We start from the raw sequence: 25,485 nt of genomic DNA, 5'->3' as shown, positions 1-25,485 counted from the left end.
TAGAGGTTTAACTTAATAATAAATTATTTCAGACATTTAACCTATGCTACAGCTAAGAATAACCCTGCGGCAATCACTGCGCCAGCAAATGGTCCGAAAATTGGTACCCAACTATATGACCAATCTGATCCACCTTTGTTCGCAATTGGTAAAATAGCATGTGCAATACGAGGACCTAAATCACGGGCCGGATTAATTGCATAACCAGTTGTCCCACCAAGTGAAAGACCAATACCAACAATTAAGATACCAACAACGACTGGTGTTAAACCATCTGTAAAGTTACCTTTTGTGAATGCTAGCAAACTAAAGATTAAGACAAATGTCCCAATTAATTCACTTAAAAAGTTATATAGATTACTTTTTATTGCAGGAGCAGTTGCGAATGATCCAAATATTGCATCAGAATCTTTCGTCTCTTTCCAATGTGGCATGTATTGAACCCATACCAGAAAAGCACCAACGATACCACCAGCAACCTGGACAACCATATATGGTAATACAGAAGACCAAGCAATCTTACCAACAATTGCCATTGCCAAAGTTACAGCTGGATTCAAATGTCCTGGTCCCATAAAGGCTGACGCATAGACACCCAAGGTTACGGCAATTCCCCAACCTAATGTGATTGCAATCCAACCAGCACCTTCAGCTTTTGACTTACGTAACGAAACACCAGCAACAACCCCATTACCTAATAATACTAAAATCATTGTGCCTAAAAATTCACCCAAAAGTTGCGTCATAAGACTTGTTGTCATCACACTCACCCCTATTTTTGATGGTTATTTTAAGTAATTCATATCTGATTCTGCAATTGTTGCATCTAAATCTGCAGTTTGTTTTGCTTTTTCTTCTTTAGTCCAGCTATAGTAACTTGCCATTTCGTTAATTACGCCAACTTTAACAGCATCTAATGTATCGCGATGGAAAAGAATATGGTTAGTACGACGCATTAAGTAATCAGTTGGTGTTAACGTCATTTCTTCTTCCATTGAATAGTGAAGACTAGCTGTTTCACCTAAAGAAAGTCCTTCTGCTGCTTTAACGTGAGTCATTTGACTAAATACACGTGCTGCATTTGAACCAAATAAGTTAGCAAATACTGTAGCTTCTTCTTCAGTCAACCCATTGTCCATTCCTTGTTTTGCGAAGAAACTAATTGTTGCTTCAACGTTGTTAGGATCAATATCACCACCTGAAACAGGTAAGTTTTTAGAATCAATCGCATTGAATTCTTGACTATAATTATCTTTCAATAATTTTGTAATTGCAGCCATGGCACCGGCAGCCATCTTACGGTAATCTGTAATTTTACCACCAGCTAATGTTAATAAGCCATCTTTTGAAATAGTCAATGAACTTCCACGTGAAACTTGTGATGCACTTGTCTTATCTTCAGAAAGTGTACTTTCCAAATCATTCAAGACATCTTCAACATCTGTTTTAGTTACTTCATCTTTTTCAAAACGTTCAATAACGTTAATAACATCATTGAAACTCTTCTCACTAATTTTACCTGAGTTTCCACCATTGTAATCTGAACTTCCGTTTGATGAAATCAATGGACGTAATCCAGCCCAACTTGATTCAATATCACTAATTTTGACATTAGCTGTTGGGAAACGTTCGTTAATAATATCAAGTAAGTAATCAGCATCTTCTTGTTCAACACGAGGATGTTCAAAATCACCATGGAAATCAGTATCTGTTGTTCCAAAATATGTTTTATCTTCTCTTGGCACAACGAAGATCATACGACCATCTTGTTTTCCAGAATCAAAGTATGTTGGTTGTGGTACATTTAATTTTTTAGAATCAACAACTAAATGAACACCTTTTGTTGGGCGCATTTGTGGTACAAAATCTTCATCAGTATCCATTTTACGGATAAAATCAGACCATGGACCCGTTGTATTAATAACATATTTAGCATGAATATCAAATTCTTCGCCACTAATTAAATCTAATACATGAACACCAGTAATTTTACCGTCAGCATGCAATAAGTCTAAAGCCTTGATACGACTAACCATCAAGCCGCCATCTTCATGTGCTTTTTTGATATTTTCAATAACTAAACGTGAATCATTATTCTTAAAATCAAGGTAGACACCGCCACCCATTAATTTATCAGATTTTAATTGTGGTTCGCGTTGTAAAACTTCTGCTTTAGAAATTGTGTAGTTAACCCATTGAGGATCAACAACACCTGCCAATTGATCATATAAATTCATTGCAACTTTTACTGAGAACATATCAAAAGTTGCGCCGGGTTCATCATAAATAGGCAATAACATTGATTGTGGACGTGGAATATGTGGTGCAATATGTTGAACCACTGCACGTTCTTGAACAGTATCAGAAACAACTCCGACGTCGAATGTCTTCAAGTAACGAATACCACCATGAACTAATTTTGTTGAACGCGATGATGTTCCTTCAGCGAAATCTTGCATTTCAATTAATCCGTTATTTAAACCCATAGCACTTGCTTGAATAGCAACGCCGGCACCGGTGATACCACCACCAATTGTTAATAAATCCAATTCTTCATTCTTTAATCGTTCGATATCTTGTTTTCTTGATGTTGCTGAAAATGACATAGTTGTATCCCCCTTATTTATTGTTTTTCTTCATTGGTTTATGTTTAAATACTCGAGTTGCTTCAACCGCTTGTTGCCAACCTGCGTATAGATCTTCGCTTTCTTCCACAGGCATTGTTGGTTTAAAAATATCCCCTTCAGTATACTCAGCTTTGAGTTCTTCTAGGTCTTTCCAATAACCAACGGCTAATCCAGCTAAGAAGGCTGCTCCTAAAGCAGTTGTCTCAAGGTCATGAGCACGTTCGATAGGTGTATTTAAAATATCTGCTTGGAAATTCATCAGATAATCATTCTTAGCTGCACCACCATCAACTTTTAGTAACGGAATTTTAATTCCCGTATCTAGTTCCATTGTTTTCACAACATCTCTAGTTTGGTAAGCCAATGATTGTAACGTTGCTTTAATGAAATCTTCACGTGTTGTTCCACGAGTAATTCCAAAGACTGAACCTCGTGCATCAGGATCCCAATAAGGTGCTCCCAATCCTGTAAAGGCAGGTACAACATAAACTTCATTATCATTCGTCGATTCTTTAGCTGCTTGTTCTGTGTCTGGTGCATGTTCCACCAAGCGCATCCCGTCTCTTAACCATTGAATTGCTGAACCAGCAACGAAGATACTACCTTCCAAAGCGTAATAAACTTTACCATTAATCCCATAACCAATTGTCGTTAATAAATTATTTTTAGATAATTTAGGTTCTGTCCCTGTATTCATGACAATAAATGAACCTGTTCCATAAGTATTCTTAACCATTCCTGGTTCAAATGCCATTTGACCAAACAAAGCAGCTTGTTGATCTCCAGCCATTCCTGAAATTGGCACTTCACTACCATAAAAATGATAATCTTTCGTATGTCCGTAAACTTCAGAATTTGATTTAACTTCTGGTAACATAACTGCTGGAATATTCATAATTTTTAGAATTTCTTCATCCCACTTCAAATCATGAATGTTAAATAACATTGTCCGACTAGCATTAGAATAATCAGTTACATGTGTTTCGTCACCTGATAATTTCCATGTTAACCAAGTATCAATAGTTCCAAAAAGTAATTCGCCTTTTTCGGCTCTTTCTTGGGCGCCATCAACATGATCTAAAATCCAACGAATTTTAGTTGCTGAGAAGTAGGCATCTATCAGTAATCCTGTCTTTTCATGAATTAATTCATCATAGCCATCTTGTTTTAATTGTTCCGCAATTTCTGCCGTTTGACGTGATTGCCAAACAATTGCGTTGTAGATGGGTAATCCCGTTTTCTTATCCCAGATAACAGTTGTTTCACGTTGGTTGGTAATCCCAACTCCTGCTATTTGCTTAGGTTTAATCCCGGAATCGATAAATGTATTTGCGATTGTCGATAATACTGCGTTCCATATCTCATTTGCATTGTGCTCAACCCAGCCAGGTTGAGGAAAATATTGTGGAAATTCGCGTTGTGCATCAGAAACTTTCTGACCTTTGTGATTAAATATAATTGCTCTTGTACTTGTCGTTCCTTCATCAATAGATAAAATATATTTTTCCAAATAACTCACATTCTTTCTTTTTAATTATTTATGAAAACGCTATCATTTACCAATATGGATATTATACATCTTCAAAAATACGTTGTCAATTAGATTGCGCAAAATACATTGTTACAAAATTTGTTATTCTCCCTCGTTTTGTAAACCTTTTCTTAAAATTATGGTATATTGGGACTAGTACCAATATGATTTTAATCTAGGGAGGTTATACTTATGAAAGCATTTGGCTTTAACCAATATGGTGACGCAACCGTATTTGAGGAATTAAAAGTTAATCCAGAAGTAGCGCTTAAATCAAAACAGGTTAGGGTTTCAATCGAAGCGATTGGCATTAACCCATTTGATGCAATTTTACGTGCCGGTTATATGAAAGACGTTATGCCTTTACCATTTCCAATTGTACCTGGAGGTGACGTAACGGGTATTATTACTGAAATTGGCGATGAAGTTACTCATTTTAATATCGGTGATGCTGTTGTTGTTCATAAGGCTTTCGGTGGCTACGCAGAAGAACTTGTCGTCTTTACATCACATATTGCTAAGCGACCTGATAATATGACGATTGCTGAAGCTGCTGGGCTACCAACACCTGGTATAGCGGCATACAATATTTTGAACTTTTTTGCAAAAGCAAGGGCTGGTGAAACCATCTTTATTGAAGGCGCTTCTGGAAGTGTCGGATCGATTTTAGTGCAACTTGCTAAATTGATGGAATTAACTGTTCTCGCTAGTGGTTCAAGCACCAACGAACCCTATGTTCGTCGACTAGGTGCAGATCATTATAGCGCCTACGATAAAGAAAATCCCGCCGAAACTTTTAAAGATATGGCTGACATTGTTGTTGATGCAACTCCTGGCGGTCTTGGCAGTGAGGTAGGCGTCAAAGCATTGAAGACAAACGGCAGAATGGTATCGTTAGTTAGCGTTCCAACCGACTCTGTTCAAGCATCAAAGCCACTCGCAGATTACTACCTTGTTGAGAATGTTAAAGAGTTAAAAGATAGTGACACGCTAACTTTCTTAACAGATTTAATGATGCAAGATGAATTAGAAATTAAAATAGCAAAAAAATATCACTTTAATTTAACCGATATTATTGAAACCCATAAACAATTAAATTCACCACATAATGCAGGTAAAATGGTTATAATCGTTAAAGGAAATTAAAAGTCTAAGGAGCATTTATTATGTCAGTAAACGAAAAGTTAACACAAGATGTTTATAAAGATTTAGGTGAAGCTGTTAATTTCACCATTCTAAACTTAAATCACAAAGATCAAAAAGTTGAATTAGAAGCAGTTCAAGAGCTATCTGACCGTATTCCGGCCATCATCCGTAGTATGAACGTTCGTTATCCAAAAGCTAACTTAAAAGTTGCCTTTGGTTTTGGCTCTGATGCTTGGGATTATCTTTTCCCTGATGCTATCAAACCTGTTGAACTTACCCATTTTAAAGAAATTGTTGGGCCTAAATACACTGCCATTTCAACTCCTGGCGATTTATTCTTTCATGTTCGCGCTGGTGAAAGTGCTGTTGTCTATGAAGTTATGGCGCAATTTATGCTTTTCATTAAGGATGTCACAACTGTAGAAGATGAAACACACGGCTTCCGTTATTTTGAAGGCCGCGCCGTTATTGGTTTCATTGATGGTACTGAAAACCCAGATGTTAATGAAGCACTCGATTACGCCGTTATTGGGGGCGAAGATCCTGATTTTACAAACGGTTCTTATGCTTTTGCTCAAAAGTATATCCATAATATGGCCGCTTGGAATGCCTTAAAGACTGAAGACCAAGAAAAAGCAATTGGTCGGAAGAAAGATTCTGATTTAGAATTAACTGACGAAGAAAAATTACCAAATTCTCATAACGTTGCTTCACAAGATATGAAAGATGGCATTGAGCATAAAATTGTCCGTATGAACGTTCCCTTCTCAGAACCTGGGAAAGACATTACAGGGACATACTTCATTGGTTACGCACGTCATTTTGCAGTAACTAATCGAATGCTCATTAATATGTTCGAAAGTAAAAGTGATCGATTATTAGATTTCAGTACCGCTGAAACCGGTAATTTATTCTTTATCCCTTCAAAAACAACTTTAGAACAAATTGTGGATGGAAATCTATAACACGAAAGTCTGAGATTATTTTTTCAGATGCAGATAAAATTCTCAATTATTATCATTAGAAATCTAAATCGGTGCTTACGAATCTTTATTTTCGTAAGCACCGATTTTATTTGATATAAATCATATTTGATTACTCTTCTTACACAAAAAAAGGATATCGCTTTAACAGCGATATCCTTTAAAATATTAATTATTTTTTAATTTCAACATATTCAAGATCAAACATCTTAGCAAGATCAACAACTTGTTGTTCCTTCACGTTCATTGAAAGAACAGTATGATGACCACCACCATTTTCAATCCATGAATGAACGCCTTCTTTAAAACTTGGTTCTGGAATCCATAATTGACGAGCTACTGGCAAGTTAGGAGCTTCAACTTCTGGTTTTTGACCTTCAACAGAGTTAATTAATAATTTGTATTCAGTACCAAAGTCAGACATTGAAACAACGACACCTTTACCATTTGAACCATCAAAGATCAAACGAGCTGGATCTTCGCGGTCACCAATACCTAATGGATGTACTTCCACGCGTGGTTTTGTTGAAGCTAATGTAGGATCAACTTCTAACATATGTGAACCAAGAGTTACTTCATGACCCGCACGTAAATCATACGTGTAATCTTCCATAAATCCAGTAGCTTTATTATGTGCAAGAACCTTCATCAAACGGTCGATTGCAGCAGTCTTCCAGTCACCTTCACCAGCGAAACCATAACCTTCAGCGTTTAAACGTTGAACAGCCATACCTGGTAATTGTTTCATGCCCCAAAGATCTTCGAAGTTAGATGTGAATGCATTGTAGCCACCACGTTCCATAAATTTACGTAAAGCAATTTCAATTCTAATTTGTTCTTTAACATGGTCTTCGTAGAAGGCAGGATCGTTGTCGCCAACAACCATATCGTACATACTTTCACATTCTTTATATGTTGCATTAATTTCAGCGTCAGTTACTTCTTTCATTTCAGCAACTAAATCACCAATACCAAAGTAATCTACAGTCCAACCAAATTTGATTTGTGCTTCAACTTTATCACCATCTGTAACGGCAACATTACGCATGTTATCGCCAAAACGAGCAACTTTAATGTTGAAACTTTCACCGTAAGCAACAGCAACATCCATCCAGTCAGCAATTTGTGATTGAACTGCTTCATCTTTCCAGTAACCAACAACAACTTTATTATGTTTTTGAAGACGAGCATTGATAAAGCCGTATTCACGGTCTCCATGAGCACTTTGGTTTGTGTTCATGTAATCCATATCAATTGTTGACCAAGGAATATTTTCACCAAATTGTGTTGCTAAATGTAGCAATGGTTTTTGTAATAATTTTGTTCCACGAATCCAGTTTTTAGCAGGTGAGAAAGTATGCATCCAAGTAATCACACCAGCAACTTTGTCTTCAAAGTTAGCTTCTTTCATGATGTTAGTAATAACTTCAGCAGTTGTTGCAACTTCTTTAAAGACAATTTTGTATGGTAGTGAACCACTAGCATTTAAATTATCAATAATTTTTTCTGCATCACCTTGAACAACGTCTAAAACATCTTGACCGTATAAACCTTGACTACCGACAACGAACCAAAATTCTTTTTCACTAACTTTTAACATAATATAATTCCTCCTAATAGTTTATTATTTTTAAAAACGTGTTTTAGTGTTTAATTTGACCATAATATGCATTTTTACCATGTTTTCTTAGGAAATGCTTATCCAATAAGTATTGTGGCATGTCAATTGCATGTGGATTCAATTGCAATGTATGATAAGTCATCTTTGCAACTTCTTCTAAGACAACAGCATTATGCACAGCATCTAAAGCAGATGTACCCCATGTAAATGGACCATGATCATTAACCAAAACAGCTGGAATTTGATCAGGATCGAGTCCACGTTTTTTGAACGTTTCGACAATCACGTCACCTGTTTGTTTTTCATATTCTGTGACAACTTCAGCTTCATTCATGATACGGCTTGCTGGAACTGAGCCATAAAAGGTATCTGCATGTGTTGTACCGGCTGCTGGAATATCCAAGCCTGCTTGTGCGAATGAAACAGCCCAAGGTGAGTGAGTATGAACGACACCTTTAATATTAGGGAAGTTATTGTATAGAATGCGATGCGTTTCTGTATCGCTTGAGGGATTCATATCACCCTCAATTTTCTTACCGTCTAAATCAACAACAACCATATCTTCAGGTTTTAAATCATCGTAATCAACACCAGATGGTTTGATGACGAATAACCCTTTTTCACGATCGATTCCACTCACGTTACCCCATGTAAAGGTAATTAAGTTGTACTTAGGTAACAGCATGTTAGCATCGTACACTTCTTGTTTTAGCTTTTCTAACATATATACTAGTTCCTCTTTTCTTCCTTAATTTTTTTTATTGCCTCTGACTCAATAGACAAGCCAGCTTCGTATCTAGCTATAAATGTATTGTAACCTTCTACACCTTCAGGTTCTGGGCTTAACGTCATACTTTCTGGGTCTACAAAAACTTCATGATCTAAGAAGTCTTCTAAGCTTTGACCGTTATTATTTTTCTTAGCAAATATTGCTAAGACAGCCATTCCCCAAGGTCCACCCTCACCAGCAGTATTCATAACCGTAATTGGAATATTCAACGTATTAGCTAATACTTGTTGTCCGATTACAGCTGTTTTTAAAATACCACCTTGAGCAATCATTACATCAGTTTGGATATGTTCTTCTTGACTTAAAATATCCATTCCAATCTTAAGTGGTGCAAATGCCGCATATAATTGCGTCTTGATGAAGTTAGGTAATGTAAAGTTACTGTTAGGTGTTCGAACAAATAATGGACGACCTTCAGGCATATGTGTAATATTTTCACCTGATAAGTAACTATAATTCATTAATCCACCTGCATCGGCATCAGCATGAGTTGATTCTAAGAATAATCGTTCATACAACTGATCTGGTGTTAAATGAACACCTAGTTTTGCTGCGAACTCGCCAAAGATTGAAGCCCATGCATTAATATCTGACGAACTATTATTAACATGAACCATTGCAACTGGCGCACCACTTGGTGTTGTTACAATATCAATATCTTTGTACACTTTTTTCATAGGCTGATCTAAAACAGTCATAGAAAAAGCAGAGGTTCCAACTGAGATATTACCTGTTCTCTTACGTACACTGTTGGTCCCAACCATCCCTGTACCTGCGTCACCTTCAGGTGGTGCCATCAAGCTACCACTTTCAAGTTTGCCACTAACATCAAGTAATTTAGCTCCTGTATCTGTTAATGATCCAGCATTTTCACCAGCTCTCAAAACAGTAGGTAGGATGTCTTTAATATCCCAATCATAAGCAGAAACTTTTTCAATACCACTGAATTTATCTAATAAATCAGCTGAGTATGTGCCTGTTTTTTCATCAATTGGGAAAATACCAGAGGCATCCCCAATTCCGATAACTTTTTTACCAGATAACATATAATGAACATAACTAGCTAATGTTTCTAAATGACCAATGTCATTTACATGGGCTTCATTATTTAAAACAGCTTGATAAAGATGTGCAATACTCCAACGTTGTGGAATATTGAAGTTTAACAACTCTGTTAATTCATCAGCTGATTGTTCTGTATTATTATTTCTCCATGTTCTAAAGGGAACTAATAAATCATCAGATTTCGAAAAGACAAGGTAACCATGCATCATAGCACTGATACCAATTGAATCTATTTTTGTTAATGATTCATGGTATTTGCTTTGAACATTTGCAGCCATTTGTCTATAACTAGCTTGAATCCCCGTCCAAACTTGTTCAAGAGAATAAGTCCAAAGACCATCCTCCAATTGGTTTTCCCAATTGAAGCTCCCTGTTGCAATTGTCTTAAAATCGTCCGTAACTAAAACTGCTTTGATACGTGTTGAGCCTAATTCAATTCCAAGTGAAACTTGACCATTTTTTATTGCTTGAGATGTTTTTACTAAATCCATATCAATTACACTCCTAACGTATAGGTTACTTAATTTCTTGTACCTTCTTTTTCAATTTCTTCTAATGAGCGACCACGTGTTTCTGGAACGAAGAAACGAATGAATAGAACACCTAATAAACAAATGATTCCGAAGATTGCGAACACAGCATCTTGTGGCATTGAAGCTGTCATAATAGGGAATAATAGTCCTACTAAGAATGATCCAATCCAGTTAGCTGAAGATGCAATTCCTGAAGCACTTCCACGAACAGCTAATGGGAATAATTCACCAACTAATACCCATGTAAGTGGAGCCCATGTAAATGAGTAGAATGCAACGTAGATACATAAGAAAACAACAATCATCATAGGACTCGTATTTGGTACAACCATGTTAATGATTGTAGGTAAGATAAATGATAGTCCCATTACTAAACCGCCAAGAATTAAAAGTGTTCTACGTTTAAATTTATCTGCAATAACTAAGAATAAGAGTGAACCTAAGACAAGGATAATCCCTTGAATAATTGGCCACATTAGTGCTGAACTTGCTTCATTCCCAGTTGCTTTTTCAACAATTAAAGGAATGTAATAGAAGATTGCGTTAGCCCCTTGGAATTGTTGGAATGCAGCAACACCAACACCGGCCATAACTAAGTAACGATATTTACCTGTGAATAATTGAACCATTGATGTTTTTTCAATATGATTTTCTTCACCCGCAGTAGTTTGAATATCAGCTAATTCTTGTTCAACTTCATTAGCTGGACGAATCCAAGTTAATACTTGGCGAGCTTCATCAACTTTATTTGTTTTAACTAAGAAACGAGGTGATTCTGGTAAACGTGAAACCCCAAAGTATAAAACAACAGCTGGTACTGCTGCTAAGCCAAGCATAACGCGCCATGCCCATGCTTCAGGTAAATCTTTTAATAGAAAATCCATAATATATGAAAGTAACATTCCGGAAACAATCATTGTTTGATTAATTCCTGATAGTCGTCCTCGTAATTTAGCCGGAGACATTTCTGACATGTATGCTGGTACTAATGCTGATGAAGCACCAACTGCTAGTCCAAGGAAAATACGAACAATAATTAAATACATTTGGCCATTATTTGGTGAGAATGATGCGAGTAATGAACCAATAACGAAAATAATAGCTGACATCAAAATCATTTTACGTCGACCTAGCTTATCTGAAAGCTTACCGGCTAACGCGCCACCAAAGATGGCACCGAACATAACTCCTGAAGTAATCCAACCAACGGTTCCGGCACTATTTTGAAGAGCCCAATCTTTTTGCAAGAATGGTAAAGCCCCCGTCATAACCCCGATATCGTATCCGAACAAAATTCCTCCGAATGACCCAAAAAAGTAAATAAACTTACTAGATATTTTCTTTTCTTTTTGCATATGACACCTCCAAATTTTATTGTCCGATTGGTACGACCAACCGAAAAACCTACAGCAACCGTTTTCTGAAAACGTTTGCATTTATCAACAAGGTCATTTTCTCACATTCATTCGAACAAATCAATAGTTATTTTTATTTGTTCGAATGAATTTCAAAAAAATAAGTATTACTCAAATTTGAGTAATACTTATCATGCTTTAATTCCTATTTTTAACGCTTTCTCGAATGATTAGCTTTGCATCATATACGACAGATTTCGCCGACATTGTTTTAGAATTAATCATTTTTAATAACATCGTCGCAGCTTCTCGGCCCATTTTTTCCTTTGGATGTCTAATTGTTGTTAATTTAGGTGACATATATTTTGATAATTGATAATCATCAAAACCAACAATTGAGATATCTTCAGGAATTTTCATTCCCATCGACTTAACAATATCTATTAATTTAATGGCAAGCTGGTCATTGTAACAAACAATCGCGGTTGGATGATCCGATCTATGCAGAATCTTTTCAATTTTTTTATAGATATTTTGCATTGAATCAGCAGATTGGTACATCAATATCTCACTTTGGTATGAAATAGCTGAATGTTCCATATAAGCTTGCACGAATCCATTCATTCTTAACTGACCTTGTTTATCATCCACTTTAAAAATACCAAGTATTTTTCCATGTCCTTCATTTATCAAATGCTCTGTAGCAACCTCACTACCATTAAAATCATTTAACTCTAAGTATGGAATTTCCAAGTTTTCATAATGTGCATTAATAAAAAGGACTGGTATTTTTTGCGCCACTATCTTTTCGTATAAATCCTTATTTTTATTTATTAATGCGCTTTGTGTTGGTTCTACGATTAGTCCAGATAAATTCATTTCAAGCATTCTTAAAAGGCTATATCGTTCTTTTTCAGCATTATCAAGCGTATTACTTAGCATGATTGTATATCCCTCTTCAGAAATAATACGATCTATTCCAGTGATAATATTTGGAAAAATATAATCAGCAATATGTGTCGTCATGACACCAATTATTTTATTATTTTGTGTCACTTTTTTTACAGTATGCCAATCATTAACGAAGATACCGCCACCTTGTATTCGGTAGACATACCCTGCATTCTCTAAATCACCAATTGCTTTACGAACCGCATAACGACTAGATTCGTAAATCGACATTAACTGTGATTCAGTCATTAATTTATCGTTTACTTCATATTCACCCGCGACAATTTTCGCTTTAATTTCACGATAAACATGCTCATATTTGTTTTCCAAATCAAATCCACCACCTATTAATTCTAATTTTACCATACCCAGTATGTTAACTACGAAATTTTCATACGCTTAATATAAAAAGTAACCAACTAAAATAGTAATTAGTTAGTTACTTTAATTTTTTCATTTATGGTAATTTATTTCCTGCTGCACGATAAATTTCGTACCATTCTTCATGTGTTAGCTCAAGTTCTGAAGCATTCGCAATTTCAACAATTCTTTTTGCGTTCATTGTTCCAGCAATCACCTGCATTTTAGCTGGGTGACGTAGAATAAATGCTGTTGCGATTCCAGTATTAGTTGTTTCTTTTTCTTTAGCTAAACGGTTTAAAACTTCATTTAATTCAGCAAATTTTGGATTATCTAAGAATGTACCTTCAAAGAATCCGTATTGGAATGGTGACCATGCTTGAATCGTCATTTTTTTAAGACGCGAATATTCTAAAATACCGCCATCACGATTAATTCCAGCATCATTAACCATATTCACATTTGTTCCCAAATCAATCATTCCAGTGTGCATGACACCGAATTGGAGTTGGTTAACTAATAGTTTCATATCCAAAGCTTGTTGTAATAAATCAACTTGCCCAGGATAGAAATTACTAACACCAAAATGACGTACTTTTCCAGATTTTTGTAGTTTTTCAAATACACGAGCAATAGCTTCAGGTTCCATTAACGTATCAGGTCTGTGTAACAATAAGCTATCAATATATTCCGTATTTAATCGTTTTAAAATACCGTCAACACTTTTTTCAATGTGTTCAGCAGTAAAATTATACTCTACACCTGGAACGATACCACATTTTGATTGAAGAATAATGTCTTCACGTGATAACCCAGTTTCAGTAAATCCTGCCGCAAACACTTCTTCAGCTTTTCCTGCACCATAAATATCTGCGTGATCAAAGAAATTAATGCCATGATCAACTGATGTTTGAATCATTTCTGCAGCTTGCCCAGTCGACAATTCTGGCATGCGCATGCATCCCAAACCGACAGATGATACTTGAAGTTCGCTATCGCCTAAATTAATCATTTTCATTTTATTACCCCTTTTCAAGTCATGCCTTGATTCTAGCATTCAAATCAAGAAGGCGCTACCAAAACGATTACTTACTAGATATATAACTGGGTTTCTGCTGGCTTGGTTTCACTAATCACATCACCATTATGGACTGATAACATAACGGCAGCACGTGTATTCAACGCATCATAAAAATTATCACTATCCATAATGACGAAATTAGCTGGTTTTCCAACTTCAATTCCATAATGATCCATAACATGCATAGATTTAGCGCCATTAGTCGTCACAAATCGGTAAGCATTCATAATTTGACTATAACCCATAATCTGAGTCGCATGTAATCCCATGTGCAAGGCGTCTAACATGTTGCCATCTCCCATTGGATACCATGGATCTTTGATGTCATCTTCACCAAATGCAACGTTCAACCCATTCTCATCCAATTCTTTGACGCGTGTTAACCCACGACGCTTTGGATATGTGTCAAAACGTCCACCTAAGAACATATTTACAAGTGGATTAGCAATAAAGTTCATTTCTGACATCTTCAATAAACGCATTAATTTGTACAAATAAGCATCATCATATGAACCCATCGCTGTTGTATGTGATGCTGTAACCTTATCTTTCATCCCTGTTTCTAAAGCTAATGTCGCAACGGTTTCCAAGCTACGAGAACTAGGATCATCGATTTCATCCGTATGTGCATCAAATAATAAATTATATTTCTGAGCCAATTCAAAAGCGAAATGGAGTGATTCAACTGCATATTCTCTATTAAATTCAAAATGGGGAATTGCACCAATTGCATCCACTCCTAATTCAGCAGCTTTTGTCATTAATTCCTTCCCATTTGGAAATGATAAAATACCTTCTTGTGGGAAAGCAACTAATTGTAATTCCATCCAAGGTTTAACTTCTTCGCGGACCTCAATTAAAGCTTTCAAAGCCACTAAATCAGGATCAGTCACATCAACATGTGAACGAACAAACTGAACACCATGGGCTGCCTGCATTTTTAATGCTGTAACAGCACGTTCTTTAACATCTTCATGGGTTAACGTCTTTTTACGTTCAGACCAAATCCGAATGCCATCAAATAAAGTCCCAGATTCGTTCCATTCCGGATCACCTGCTGTGAGCGTTGAATCCAAATGAACATGTGGATCAACAAATGGCGGTAACATCAATTTATCGGTTGCATCAATGACTTTTTCATCAGCATTTTGTTGTAAATTTACCCCAATCTCAGTAAACATGCCATTTTCTACTCGAATATCTTGTAATTCTTCTTTATTTTCAATATGTACTTGTTTAATTAACATCGATTATCACTCCTCATTAAATTATCTATCATTCAAATTGTACATGACTTACACCCAATTTAATATTTTTAGTTAACTAAAAAAAGATTAATTCCAAGAATACTTAGAATTAATCTTTGAACTTTTATAATTAGTTTTTTTCTGCACCTAACTTAGTTGATTCATCTTCAATAAATTTAAAACCTGATTGTTTTTTTTCAGCTTGTGGATGTTTAGCACGTTCGTCCATTGCTTTTTGAGCCATTGCTTTGCGTTGTTCTTTACTCAACTTTGCCATTGCTATCGCCTCTTTTGATTTGGACAGTTATATTAAGTTCTAACTTCAACTTTCATTATAGTCCTATTTTATCAAAGTGGCACAAATTAAATCATTTATTTAAAATTACTGTTTTTTTGGGACGGTTGGTGTTGCTCTAAAAGCATTCACATTTTTATCCAAAATAACTTGTTCATTGCTTCCAGAATCTAAAATTGTATTTTGCGTTGACTTCTTTTCAACCAAAACAGTTGTTACTGTGACTTTTTTTAATTCTTCGGTTGCTAGTAACGCATCTACTTGTGCAGAAAATGCTGAATCGCCACTACCTGATTGAATTTCTGTAGCCACAACATTATTATTTGCAATATAATTACCATGTCCGGCAGCAAGTCGGATAATGACCGGTGTTGCACCAACTGGTTTAAGCGTGTTTTGATCAACCGTTTCTGAAAAATGATTTCCAATGACGGAATTATCATTACCGCTAATTGATAACAGCCCATATAAATCGTCTAATCCATTATCTCGATGTTGCATAGGCGCCCACGGTTCTTGATCATGCAGCATATGGTTTGAAGAAACCAATATCTCTGAGCAATTATCATCTAAAATAACCATTCCGGGATAAAATGCATGAATGCGATTATTTGTAACAGACGATTTCGTCACGCCAGATAATGAAATGCTACTTGCACCTCTTGGGAAAATATTATTAGTCGTAATTAGCAGTCCTCCGAAGTTTTCCGCAAAAATGGTATAGCCATTAAATCCAGCGCCCATTAAATTTTCAGTTACTTTCGAAGCTTGTCCCCATCCACGTAGTTCAATACAATTACCACATTCAGCAATAAAATTATCGTGGATTGTTAATGCATCTGCGTTATAAATGGTTACACCATGTTCTAAGTAAACAAAACCCATTTCTGTAATACGGAATGAATCTTGTGCACTTGCAACATAAATTCCAGTCTTACCATTCACATACGTATTTTCTGGATTTTTTTCGCCTGTGCCATCATCAATAAAGTGTAACCCATCAATATTAAAGTTCGAAAATTCGACTGAACTAATACGCGGATTTCCTTCTCTTGCAACATAGAAAGCTGCACCTTCAGATTCTTCATCCGTTGTTTTAGGATCGAGGTCAACAAGAACACGACTACCACCAGGCCATAATTCATGTAAATTTGACCATTCGTTTTGTGGTACGTTAAACCGAATGCTTGATGACGTAAATCCATGCCCAGATCCTTGAATTTTAAGAAAACTAATATCTATTAAGACTTGTGTACGCAAGTGATAATCAGCTGGTGGTAGATAAATAACTGCCCCTGGTTTTCCACCATCATTGCTATTACTATCAGTTTGATGACTTTTAATATCAGTAATAATACTATTAATAACTTCCCCAATATCTTCGTACGGGTTACCAATAGGCCATTTTGTTACATCATAATAATTTTTGTTTGTCATTATTTTACCCTCCAATTTTGTTAAATAACCCTATCATTCAGATAACATTTTTTCAGCTAAAGCGAAGTTTCCAACATTGGCTGATCCATTATTAGCAACTTGTGGTGCTGTAATATATTGATCTAATGGAGGAACGTCAACATAATCATTTAAAATTTCTTTGAATTCATGTCGCACTTTTTCCAATAAAACATCATTTGTAACGCCGCCCCCAAAAATAATTTTATTAGGACGTAAACTTAACGTTGTTTGAACGGCAGCCTGAGCAATATAGTAGGCCATAATATCCCAAGTTTTGTCTGTTAATGGGACATCTTTACCTTTTTTACCAGTCCGTGCTTCAAATGTTGGTCCAGCAACTAAGCCCTCTAAACAATCACCATGAAATGGACAGACACCTTTAAAATCAAGATCATCAGGATGTCTCTTAACTAAGACATGGCCCATTTCAGGATGGCCAATACCGCCAACTAAGTGGCCATCAATTACTGCTCCAGCGCCCACACCAGTTCCAATTGTGTAATAAACAAGTGAATTAATTTTCTCATTAAACAATGTCGACATTGTATATTCACCGTAAGCTGAACCATTTACATCCGTTGTCCAAAATGTTGGAATATCCAGTTTGCCCTTAAGAAATCCCAAGAAATCCGTATCACCCCAACCCGGTTTTGGTGTTTTCGTGATAAATCCATATTTAGGTGACGTTTTTCTGATTTCAATTGGTCCAAATGAGGCAACACTAAGTGCAGCTATTTCAAATTGCTTAAAATAGTCTACGACTGCCGTTAATGTTTCAACAGGTGTAGTCGTGGGAATTTGAATTTGATCCTTTACTTGATAATCTTCGTTACCTACCGCGCATACAAATTTAGTGCCACCTGCTTCAATACTTCCTAATAACATTACATTGTTCCTCCAAGTTCATATATTTTAATATCATAATTAGTTGAATCGCTACTTGTTTCAACTATAAGTTCCTTTTCATCATAAACCCTTTCAGAGAAACATGCTTCTCCATTATTCACAAATAATTCTGCTGAACTGTTGTCCATTAATAAATGAACATCCAATTCATTGGCAACGCTCACATTAGTTTCTCGAAGTAAATCGTCATTATACTTTTGTAATGTTACCTTACCTGTTGCAGCTTGATAGCTAACTTTTATTAATAATTTATTATCGCTATTTTTAATTTTAACGCTGACATTTTCTTGCCCATTAAAGTTCGCTAAATACTCAAAACTCTTTGTAGGGGCTTCAAAAATAGTGGTTGTATCCTTAGGTTTAGTGACATCTAATAATACTTTTTCGCGCAATTTTTTAATTTCTTCAACTGGTGTCATCAATAATTTACCATTTTTCATATTTAATTCTCTTGGAAATGTTAGTGCGCCTGCCCAACCATCTTCCTGTTCTGGCATGGGGCTCTCCCACATGTCCATCCATGCAAATATGATCCTTCTACCGTCAGGCGTAACCATTGATTGTGTTGCATAGAAATCATGTCCATAATCTAATTCAGTGAACTCACCATGATGTAATGAATGTGTCTCTTCATCAAATTTTCCAGTCAGATATCCTGTTTGGAAGAAATTTCTATATTTTAATTTATCAGCTTTAATTCCTTGTGGTGACATTACTAAAACGTCTTGTCCGTCAATTTCGAAAAGGTCAGGACATTCCCAAACGAATCCTTCAGAATCAACTGATTTAGCAGTTGCAATAGGTCCTAAGTAGTCCCAATGTTCTAAATCATCTGAGTTATACATAAGAACTCGACCCAAGCCATCCTTATTTTTGCTTCCGATTACAATATTATATTTTCCATTTTCAAACCAAATTTTTGGATCTCTAAAATCAGCATCATTATCTACAGGAGGCATTGAAATCACTGGATTACCAGCAAATTTTTCAAAAGTTATGCCATCATCACTAACGGCTAGGTTTTGATTCTGCCAATAACTATCCGGATCATTTTTGTCTTTCAAATTATGTCCTGTATAAATTAAATAGAGACGCTCATCCTTCACAATTGCGCTACCTGAAAAACAGCCATCCTGATCTTCTTGATCACCAGGAACCAAAGCAATTGGTAAGCTTTCCCAATTAACTAAATCTTTACTTCTTGAATGACCCCAATGCATTGGTCCCCACTGTGTTGAATTTGGATGATGTTGATAAAAGATGTGATAGTACCCTTTAAAAAAGCAAAACCCATTTGGATCATTCATCCAACCTGCTGGTGCCGTAATATGATACTTTAATCGATATCTTTCATCAGTTACCTCTGGATAATTAATCGTTTCATTTTTCAAAATTGTCTTCTCCTCGTTCTATATGTTAACCGGTTGTCATTATCTTAAAATAAAAACGCACCTACTATGCCGTTTCTCCTTTATATAATTGTACCGGTAGTACTACTTGCATAGGTGTCTCTTTACCTTCTATTTTCTTCATTAAAATATCAATAGCTGCATCAGCCATCTGTTCAATTGGTTGAATAATTGTTGTTAGTTCTGGTTTAAATAATCGAACAACATCTGTCCCATCATAGCCAATAACAAGTAAATCTTCAGGTACTCGTTTGCCATATTCTCTAGCTATTTTTATGATCAAACTAGCGTCTGTATCATTCGAAGCAAAAATACCATCCACTCGTTTAAGATCCTCAAAAATTCTTTTAATAACTTTTGTTTTTTCTGTTTCTGTCCAATTAAAATCAATTGTATACGTTACGGCTGGCAACCCATGTTCACTCATAATTTTCTCGTATGCCCTACGTCTATCTCGAGCAGGCGTTTCTAAATCATAAGGTCCATTTGTATGTACAATTGAGGTTGCCCCATGTTCTAATAGCAATTCTGTTGCCATTTTACCGCCACTATAATTATCAGAAGAAACGACCGGAATATCACCATTCATAATTCTATCAATTGCGACAATTGGTAAATTTGTATTATGATATTCTTCAATTCCTTCATTATGTGCTCCAACAATTAGCCCATCAACTTGATTTGCCATTAGTTTACGTAAATAAGTCACTTCTTTTTCTGAATCATTTTTTGAGTTACCGATAAGAACCTTATAACCTCTATTAAAAAGTTTCGTTTCTAAATGGTAAGCTAATTGTCCAAAAAAAGGATTCGCAATGGTTGGGAAAATAAGCCCTATTAGTTTTGTTTCTTTATTAAATAATTGTCTTGCAACATCATTAGGCTGATAATGTAACTCTTTCACAGCATCACGAACCTTTTTAACTGTCTTTTCGCTAAGATAACCTCTATTGTTCAACACCCTAGATACAGTCGTTTTAGAAACGCCTGCCAATTCAGCGACATCATCAAGTTTTGGATTTTGCATTTTATTTGCTCCTAAGTCGTCTAATTTTAGTTAAATTGTTACCGCTTAACTTTTAGTACTCTTAGTTTACCATAAAATAAGCAAAACCATTATCCCCACCATTAACTTTTTAAGCTGCTTCTTTTTTAGCTAATTCTAATCTAACTTTATCTTCATTTCGTTCAAATTTACCATAGAAAAACATTGGAACTGCAGCAAGTATGAACAGCATGGCTGGAATCCAGATAAAACTTAAGTTAATGCCTAATAAAGATTGACTCGTTTGAGTGTGATTGGGTATATATCCAAAGAATTGCATTACTTGTGATGGAATAAATCCGCCAATCCCACTACCTGCTTTAACACAGAATGCACTTCCAATAGCTGTTAAAAAGCCACTGGCTCTGATTCCTGTTTTCCATTGACCAAAATCAACCGCATCAGCCAACATTAGGAATGGCATTGCAGCTGCAACACCCGTTCCAATTGATCCTAGGCAATATAAGATAACAACCCAAACTTGATTACTACCAACTGCTTGAAGCAACATGTTACAGATTGCTCCCATCAATAGTGCTCCAATTAGAACCGTTCTTTTATTTGTACGTTTAACAAGTAATGGAATTGATATCATCCCTATAACAGCAACAACAGATAAAGAACCAGCAACTGCGACTAATGATTTTGCATGGATATTATATTGAAAATAATAAATCATGCCTGAACTTCTAACAGTTGTTCCAATCCAATAGAATAAGTTGGAAATAACCAATAAAATCCAAGGCCAATTACTTTTTGTTGCTTTAACACTCTGTTTTAATGATATTGATTTCGTAATCGTTGTATTAATTTCTCGTAAATTTAAAAAGGCAATTAAAAAGGCAATAATGGAGATAATCCCTAAAATAATCATTGCATATGAGAATCCTTTACGATCATTTCCTTGCCCTAATATTTGAACTAATGGTAAAACAACACCATTAGCAACCAATAGACCAACATTTCCTCCAACCATTCGATATGAATTCAAAACCGTTCTTTGGTCTGAATCATTTGTTAAGTTAGGTAAAATCGACGTCATAGGGGTACTAATTCCGGTATATATAATTCCTGCAATGACGTAAACAACTGATGCATAGATAACTTTGGACGATCCCGATAAATTCGGTGTAGTAAATGTTAACCATGTAAAGAATGCAAATGGTACACATAACCACAAGAAATACGGCCGACTTTGTCCCCATTTTGTATGTGTATGATCAATTAAAAAGCCCCATATTGGTGCATCAAACATATCAACGCATCGTGTGACGAGCAAGATAGTTCCAGCTACACCAATCCCAATTCCAAAAACATCTGTATAAAAATATAACAAGTACGTACTAATACTTACAAATAGAATATTTCCGCCAAAATCTGTAAGTGAATAACTTAGTTTTCGAAAAAGAGGAATTTCTTCAACTTGATTTGTATCTACGTTTACTTTGTTTTCCATTCTATTTACCCCATTCTATTTGTTTAATAAATGTCCCATTTCACTAAAAAATAGCAATTGCCTGTACCTATAAACTCAACTTTTAGAAAGCGCTTTCTGAAAGAATAACCAAAGTATAACCTGTTTATATTTTTATGTCAACCGGTTGTCATTTGTTTTTTTATTAATCAAAAAGCATCTCATTTATTAATAAATGAGATGCTTTTTCTTTCTATAATAACTTTTAAAGACTTTCTCCATTTGTTTCAATTACATTTTTATACCAAGTAAATGAGTCTTTTTTATAACGTTTCATCGATCCATTGCCCTCATTATCACGATCAACATAAATCATACCATAACGCTTTTTCATCTCACCAGTTGTAAATGATACTAAATCAATAACACCCCATGGTGTATATCCTAAGACTTCAACACCATCATAATCAACTGCTTTTTCGATTGCTTCAATATGTTCTTTTAGATAACTTACACGTTCAGGATCATGAATTTCATGATTATCTTCAAGCTTGTCAATCGCGCCAAAACCATTTTCAACAATAAATAACGGTAACTGATAGCGATCATATAATCGATTTAACGTATATCGTAAACCATCGGGATCAATTGCCCAGCCCCAGTCACTAGATTTAATATACGGATTAGGAACCCCATTAGGTAGTCCACCATTCACAACATCACCTAAATGATCTGCTTCAGCATCTGCTTTAACAACTGTTGACATATAGTAACTGAATCCTAGATAATCAACTGTCCCTTTTTTCAATATCTCCATATCGCCTTCTTGAATCCCAACATCATAATTGTGACGTTCAAACTCTTTTAGTGCATAACGTGGGTATTCTCCACGAACATGAACATCTGGGAAAAAGAAGCGTTGATGCATTGCCTCTTCAGCAGCCATGATATCTTCCGGATCACATGAATAAGGATAAATTGGTACGTGTGATACCATGCATCCTATTTCAAAATCAGAATTAATTTTTTTACCAGCAATAACCGCCTTAGCGCTAGCCAAGAGTTCGTTATGTGCAACTCGATACATAATTTCTTTGGGATTTTCACCATCGTTCACAATAACTCCAGAATTAGTCCACAAAAAGATGGGGTTATTTGTATCCATTTGATTATTAATTTCATTAAATGTCATCCAATATTTTACTTTAGATTGATAACGTTTAAAGCAAACCGTAGCAAAATTTTCAAAAAAATCAATTAATTTACGATTTCTAAAACCACCATATTCTTTAGCTAAATGGAGTGGCATTTCAAAATGCGATAGGGTAATCACTGGTTGAATACCTTTTTTTAATAATTCATCAAAAACATCATCATAAAATTGTAATCCCGCTTCATTTGGTTCGCTTTCATCTCCCATTGGGAAAATACGTGACCACGCGATTGATGTTCGTAAGCACTTCAATCCCATTTCAGAGAAAAATTGAATATCTTCTTTGTAATGATGATAAAAATCAATTGCATCATGATTCGGATAAAATTTATCTGTTTCAATAGTTTCCGTAATTTCCCGCGGAACACCATTTGCTCCTGCAGTCATCACATCAATAACACTTGGCCCTTTTCCATCAACATTCCAGCCGCCTTCAAACTGATGAGCAGCCAAAGCGCCACCCCACAAAAAATCCTTCGGTAATTTAGACATTTTATTTTTCTCCTTTTGGAATTAATTCCATTATTGGTTCTCCATGGTGAATTTCATTTTGCGTATACGCAATAACATCTTCGTAATCATCTGAATTAGTCACAATTACAGGTGTTACTACTGAAAATCCTGATTCTTTTATCTTCTCTTGATCAAATTCAACAAGTAAATCACCCATTTTTACATAATCATGATTTTTAACTTGTGTTGCAAAATATTTTCCTTTTAATTCAACGATATCCATTCCAATATGAATTAAAACTTCTACACCATCTACAGATTTTAATCCAATCGCATGTTGTGTCTCTGTAGTCATGACAACCTGACCATCAAATGGTGCATATATTTTATTATCCGTTGGATTTACAGCAACACCTTTGCCCATTGCACCAGATGAAAATACTTCATCCTCTACTTCTGTTAACGCAATTACTTTCCCTGTTACAGGGCTATTAACAACGCCTGGTGCATTTATTACTGGCGTACTCATAACTGGTGCGACCTTAGCTGGTGCATCATCTAACTGTGCTTCCATTGTTGCGACTTCACTAACTGTTTCACCCGTACCAAAAATTTGAACAAGTAGAACTGAACCCACAATTGCTACAATACATCCAACAACCATACCAATAAATGAGTGTGGGTATTTAGGACTAATTGCATTTACAATGGTTAATAAACTTGGTAGTCCAGCATAAGCAAAATAATATGAATTAAAGAAACTTGTAATTAATGCACCAAACGCTCCTGAAATACAACCAAAGATAAATGGTTTTTTAAATCTTAATGTCACACCATAAATTGCTGGTTCTGTAATCCCAAATAATCCTGTAATAAATGCTGAAAGAGATATATTTTTTAATTCTCTGTTCTTAGACTTAATAAATACACCTAAAACAGCACCAACTTGTGCGACCACTGCAATTGTTTGAAAAGCCTGAAATGAGTCCATTCCATTCATTTTGAAATTGGCCATAACCATTGGCGTAACACCCCAATGGATACCAAAAATAACAAGTACTTGCCAGAAACCACCAATAATAACACCTGCTAAAGGTGGTGCAACTTTAACTAAATAATTATATCCTTTTGCGATTCCTTCAGCTCCAAGAGATGAAAGTGGTCCAATAATTAAGATTGTTAAAGGAACCATAATTAATAGACATAATAATGGAACAGCAAGTTCTTTAATAATGTCAGGTATCTTTTTACTCAAGAATCTTTCAAGATAAGAAAGAATCCAAACTAAAAATAATGGTGGCAATACTGATGATGTATAAACTGTTTGAGATAATGGAATACCCATAAAGTTAATACTTGTACCGCTAGCAATAGTTCCAGCCATCTCTGCCCATGTGGGACTAACTAATGCAGCACAACATGCAACAGCGATTAAACTGTTTGTTTTAAAATGTTTAGCTGCCGTTATGGCAATAAATATTGGTAAGAACGTAAATGGTGCCCAAGAAATAAAGCTTAAAACTTGATATGTACCACTTTTAGGAAAATTTGGCATAGCTAAAGTAATTAGAATTAAACTCCCTTGAATAATACCTGCCGCGGCCAATATGTAAACGAATGGGGCAAAAACCGCAGACATTGTTGCAATAACTCGATTCATTATACTTGTTTTTGGTGCTTCTACTTCCTCTACTTCTGAACTATCAATCATTGCTGAGAATGCATCATAAACATCCGCAACATGTGGTCCAATAACTACTTGGAATTGTCCACCACTTTCAACAACAGTGATAACGCCTGCCATTGCTGATATTTTTTCTTTAGCATCTGAAGGAACCTCATGTAGCACTAGTCGTAACCGTGTCGCACAATGCGTTGCTCCTGCTAAATTTTTTTCTCCACCAATTGCTTCTAAAATATCTGTAGCTAATTTTGTATAATCTCTAACCTTACTTGCCATATTTTTCTCCTCCTCAGATAAAAACGAATAAATAGAAAAAAA

Annotated in this window: 20 protein-coding genes; 2 read left to right on the top strand and 18 right to left on the bottom strand. The window is 35.5% G+C overall.

The annotated features are described in order from the left end of the window. Positions 1-41 precede the first annotated feature (41 nt). The 3 genes from AC1RP4_RS00855 to glpK are packed head-to-tail and all read right to left on the bottom strand — an operon-like array spanning position 42 to position 4,137. A complete protein-coding gene (locus AC1RP4_RS00855) occupies positions 42-761 on the bottom strand; it encodes an MIP/aquaporin family protein (protein WP_409022824.1) in 720 nt (239 codons plus the stop codon). Between the two features lie 24 nt (positions 762-785). Further along, the gene (gene glpO / locus AC1RP4_RS00850; RefSeq protein ID WP_481761003.1) at positions 786-2,606 is read right to left on the bottom strand and encodes a type 1 glycerol-3-phosphate oxidase; all 1,821 of its coding nucleotides are present in this window, start codon (positions 2,604-2,606) and stop codon (positions 786-788) included. A 13-nt stretch (positions 2,607-2,619) separates the two neighbouring features. Then, on the bottom strand, positions 2,620-4,137 hold the full coding sequence (glpK, locus tag AC1RP4_RS00845) for a glycerol kinase GlpK (RefSeq protein ID WP_481761004.1): 1,518 nt from the start codon (positions 4,135-4,137) through the stop codon (positions 2,620-2,622). Positions 4,138-4,350: 213 nt separating this feature from the next. On the opposite strand from glpK, the gene AC1RP4_RS00840 reads away from it, so the two are divergent. Beyond that, positions 4,351-5,304: an NADP-dependent oxidoreductase gene (locus tag AC1RP4_RS00840; protein WP_481761005.1), complete on the top strand. Its 954-nt coding sequence runs from the start codon at positions 4,351-4,353 to the stop codon at positions 5,302-5,304. A 20-nt stretch (positions 5,305-5,324) separates the two neighbouring features. Next, positions 5,325-6,269, top strand: a complete 945-nt coding sequence (locus AC1RP4_RS00835) for a Dyp-type peroxidase (protein ID WP_481761006.1) — start codon at positions 5,325-5,327, stop codon at positions 6,267-6,269. Between the two features lie 190 nt (positions 6,270-6,459). Here the strand turns inward: AC1RP4_RS00835 and araA are convergent, their stop codons facing one another. The 15 genes from araA to AC1RP4_RS00760 all read right to left on the bottom strand — a co-directional run bounded on the left by araA (position 6,460) and on the right by AC1RP4_RS00760 (position 25,443). Continuing rightward, positions 6,460-7,887, bottom strand: a complete 1,428-nt coding sequence (araA, locus tag AC1RP4_RS00830; RefSeq protein WP_481761007.1) for an L-arabinose isomerase — start codon at positions 7,885-7,887, stop codon at positions 6,460-6,462. 43 nt (positions 7,888-7,930) lie between these two features. Then, positions 7,931-8,632: an L-ribulose-5-phosphate 4-epimerase gene (locus AC1RP4_RS00825; RefSeq protein ID WP_409021771.1), complete on the bottom strand. Its 702-nt coding sequence runs from the start codon at positions 8,630-8,632 to the stop codon at positions 7,931-7,933. A 5-nt stretch (positions 8,633-8,637) separates the two neighbouring features. Further along, a complete protein-coding gene (locus tag AC1RP4_RS00820; protein WP_481761008.1) occupies positions 8,638-10,254 on the bottom strand; it encodes a xylulokinase in 1,617 nt (538 codons plus the stop codon). Between the two features lie 29 nt (positions 10,255-10,283). Further along, positions 10,284-11,651 carry a sugar porter family MFS transporter gene (locus AC1RP4_RS00815; protein WP_481761009.1) on the bottom strand — a complete coding sequence of 456 codons (1,368 nt, stop codon included), beginning with the start codon at positions 11,649-11,651 and terminating at the stop codon, positions 10,284-10,286. 198 nt (positions 11,652-11,849) lie between these two features. Continuing rightward, positions 11,850-12,968 (bottom strand): GntR family transcriptional regulator, encoded by a 1,119-nt coding sequence (locus tag AC1RP4_RS00810; protein WP_481761010.1) that lies wholly within the window; start codon positions 12,966-12,968, stop codon positions 11,850-11,852. A 91-nt stretch (positions 12,969-13,059) separates the two neighbouring features. After that, the gene (locus tag AC1RP4_RS00805) at positions 13,060-13,980 is read right to left on the bottom strand and encodes an aldo/keto reductase (protein WP_481761011.1); all 921 of its coding nucleotides are present in this window, start codon (positions 13,978-13,980) and stop codon (positions 13,060-13,062) included. A 74-nt stretch (positions 13,981-14,054) separates the two neighbouring features. Then, a complete protein-coding gene (gene codA, locus AC1RP4_RS00800; RefSeq protein WP_481761012.1) occupies positions 14,055-15,290 on the bottom strand; it encodes a cytosine deaminase in 1,236 nt (411 codons plus the stop codon). Positions 15,291-15,420: 130 nt separating this feature from the next. Then, the gene (locus AC1RP4_RS00795) at positions 15,421-15,567 is read right to left on the bottom strand and encodes a hypothetical protein (RefSeq protein WP_409021777.1); all 147 of its coding nucleotides are present in this window, start codon (positions 15,565-15,567) and stop codon (positions 15,421-15,423) included. Between the two features lie 105 nt (positions 15,568-15,672). Continuing rightward, complete coding sequence (locus tag AC1RP4_RS00790; protein ID WP_481761013.1) at positions 15,673-17,022, bottom strand: NosD domain-containing protein; 1,350 nt, start codon at positions 17,020-17,022, stop codon at positions 15,673-15,675. A gap of 33 nt (positions 17,023-17,055) precedes the next feature. Further along, positions 17,056-17,928: a fructokinase ScrK gene (gene scrK, locus AC1RP4_RS00785; protein WP_481761014.1), complete on the bottom strand. Its 873-nt coding sequence runs from the start codon at positions 17,926-17,928 to the stop codon at positions 17,056-17,058. Continuing rightward, on the bottom strand, positions 17,928-19,340 hold the full coding sequence (locus tag AC1RP4_RS00780; RefSeq protein WP_481761015.1) for a glycoside hydrolase family 32 protein: 1,413 nt from the start codon (positions 19,338-19,340) through the stop codon (positions 17,928-17,930). Before AC1RP4_RS00780 ends, scrK begins: the two co-directional genes overlap by 1 nt. Positions 19,341-19,404: 64 nt before the next feature. Beyond that, positions 19,405-20,385 (bottom strand): LacI family DNA-binding transcriptional regulator, encoded by a 981-nt coding sequence (locus AC1RP4_RS00775; RefSeq protein WP_481761016.1) that lies wholly within the window; start codon positions 20,383-20,385, stop codon positions 19,405-19,407. A 109-nt stretch (positions 20,386-20,494) separates the two neighbouring features. Beyond that, positions 20,495-21,859 (bottom strand): MFS transporter, encoded by a 1,365-nt coding sequence (locus tag AC1RP4_RS00770; protein ID WP_481761017.1) that lies wholly within the window; start codon positions 21,857-21,859, stop codon positions 20,495-20,497. Between the two features lie 223 nt (positions 21,860-22,082). Further along, positions 22,083-23,522 carry a 6-phospho-beta-glucosidase gene (locus AC1RP4_RS00765; RefSeq protein ID WP_481761018.1) on the bottom strand — a complete coding sequence of 480 codons (1,440 nt, stop codon included), beginning with the start codon at positions 23,520-23,522 and terminating at the stop codon, positions 22,083-22,085. Position 23,523: 1 nt separating this feature from the next. Beyond that, positions 23,524-25,443: a beta-glucoside-specific PTS transporter subunit IIABC gene (locus AC1RP4_RS00760; protein WP_481761019.1), complete on the bottom strand. Its 1,920-nt coding sequence runs from the start codon at positions 25,441-25,443 to the stop codon at positions 23,524-23,526. Positions 25,444-25,485: the final 42 nt, after the last annotated feature.

The organism is Dellaglioa sp. CoH-56-MRSF-10, from assembly GCF_056782175.1.
Note: the sequence above shows the minus strand (reverse complement) of the source record. Positions and strands in the feature narration are given on the sequence as shown.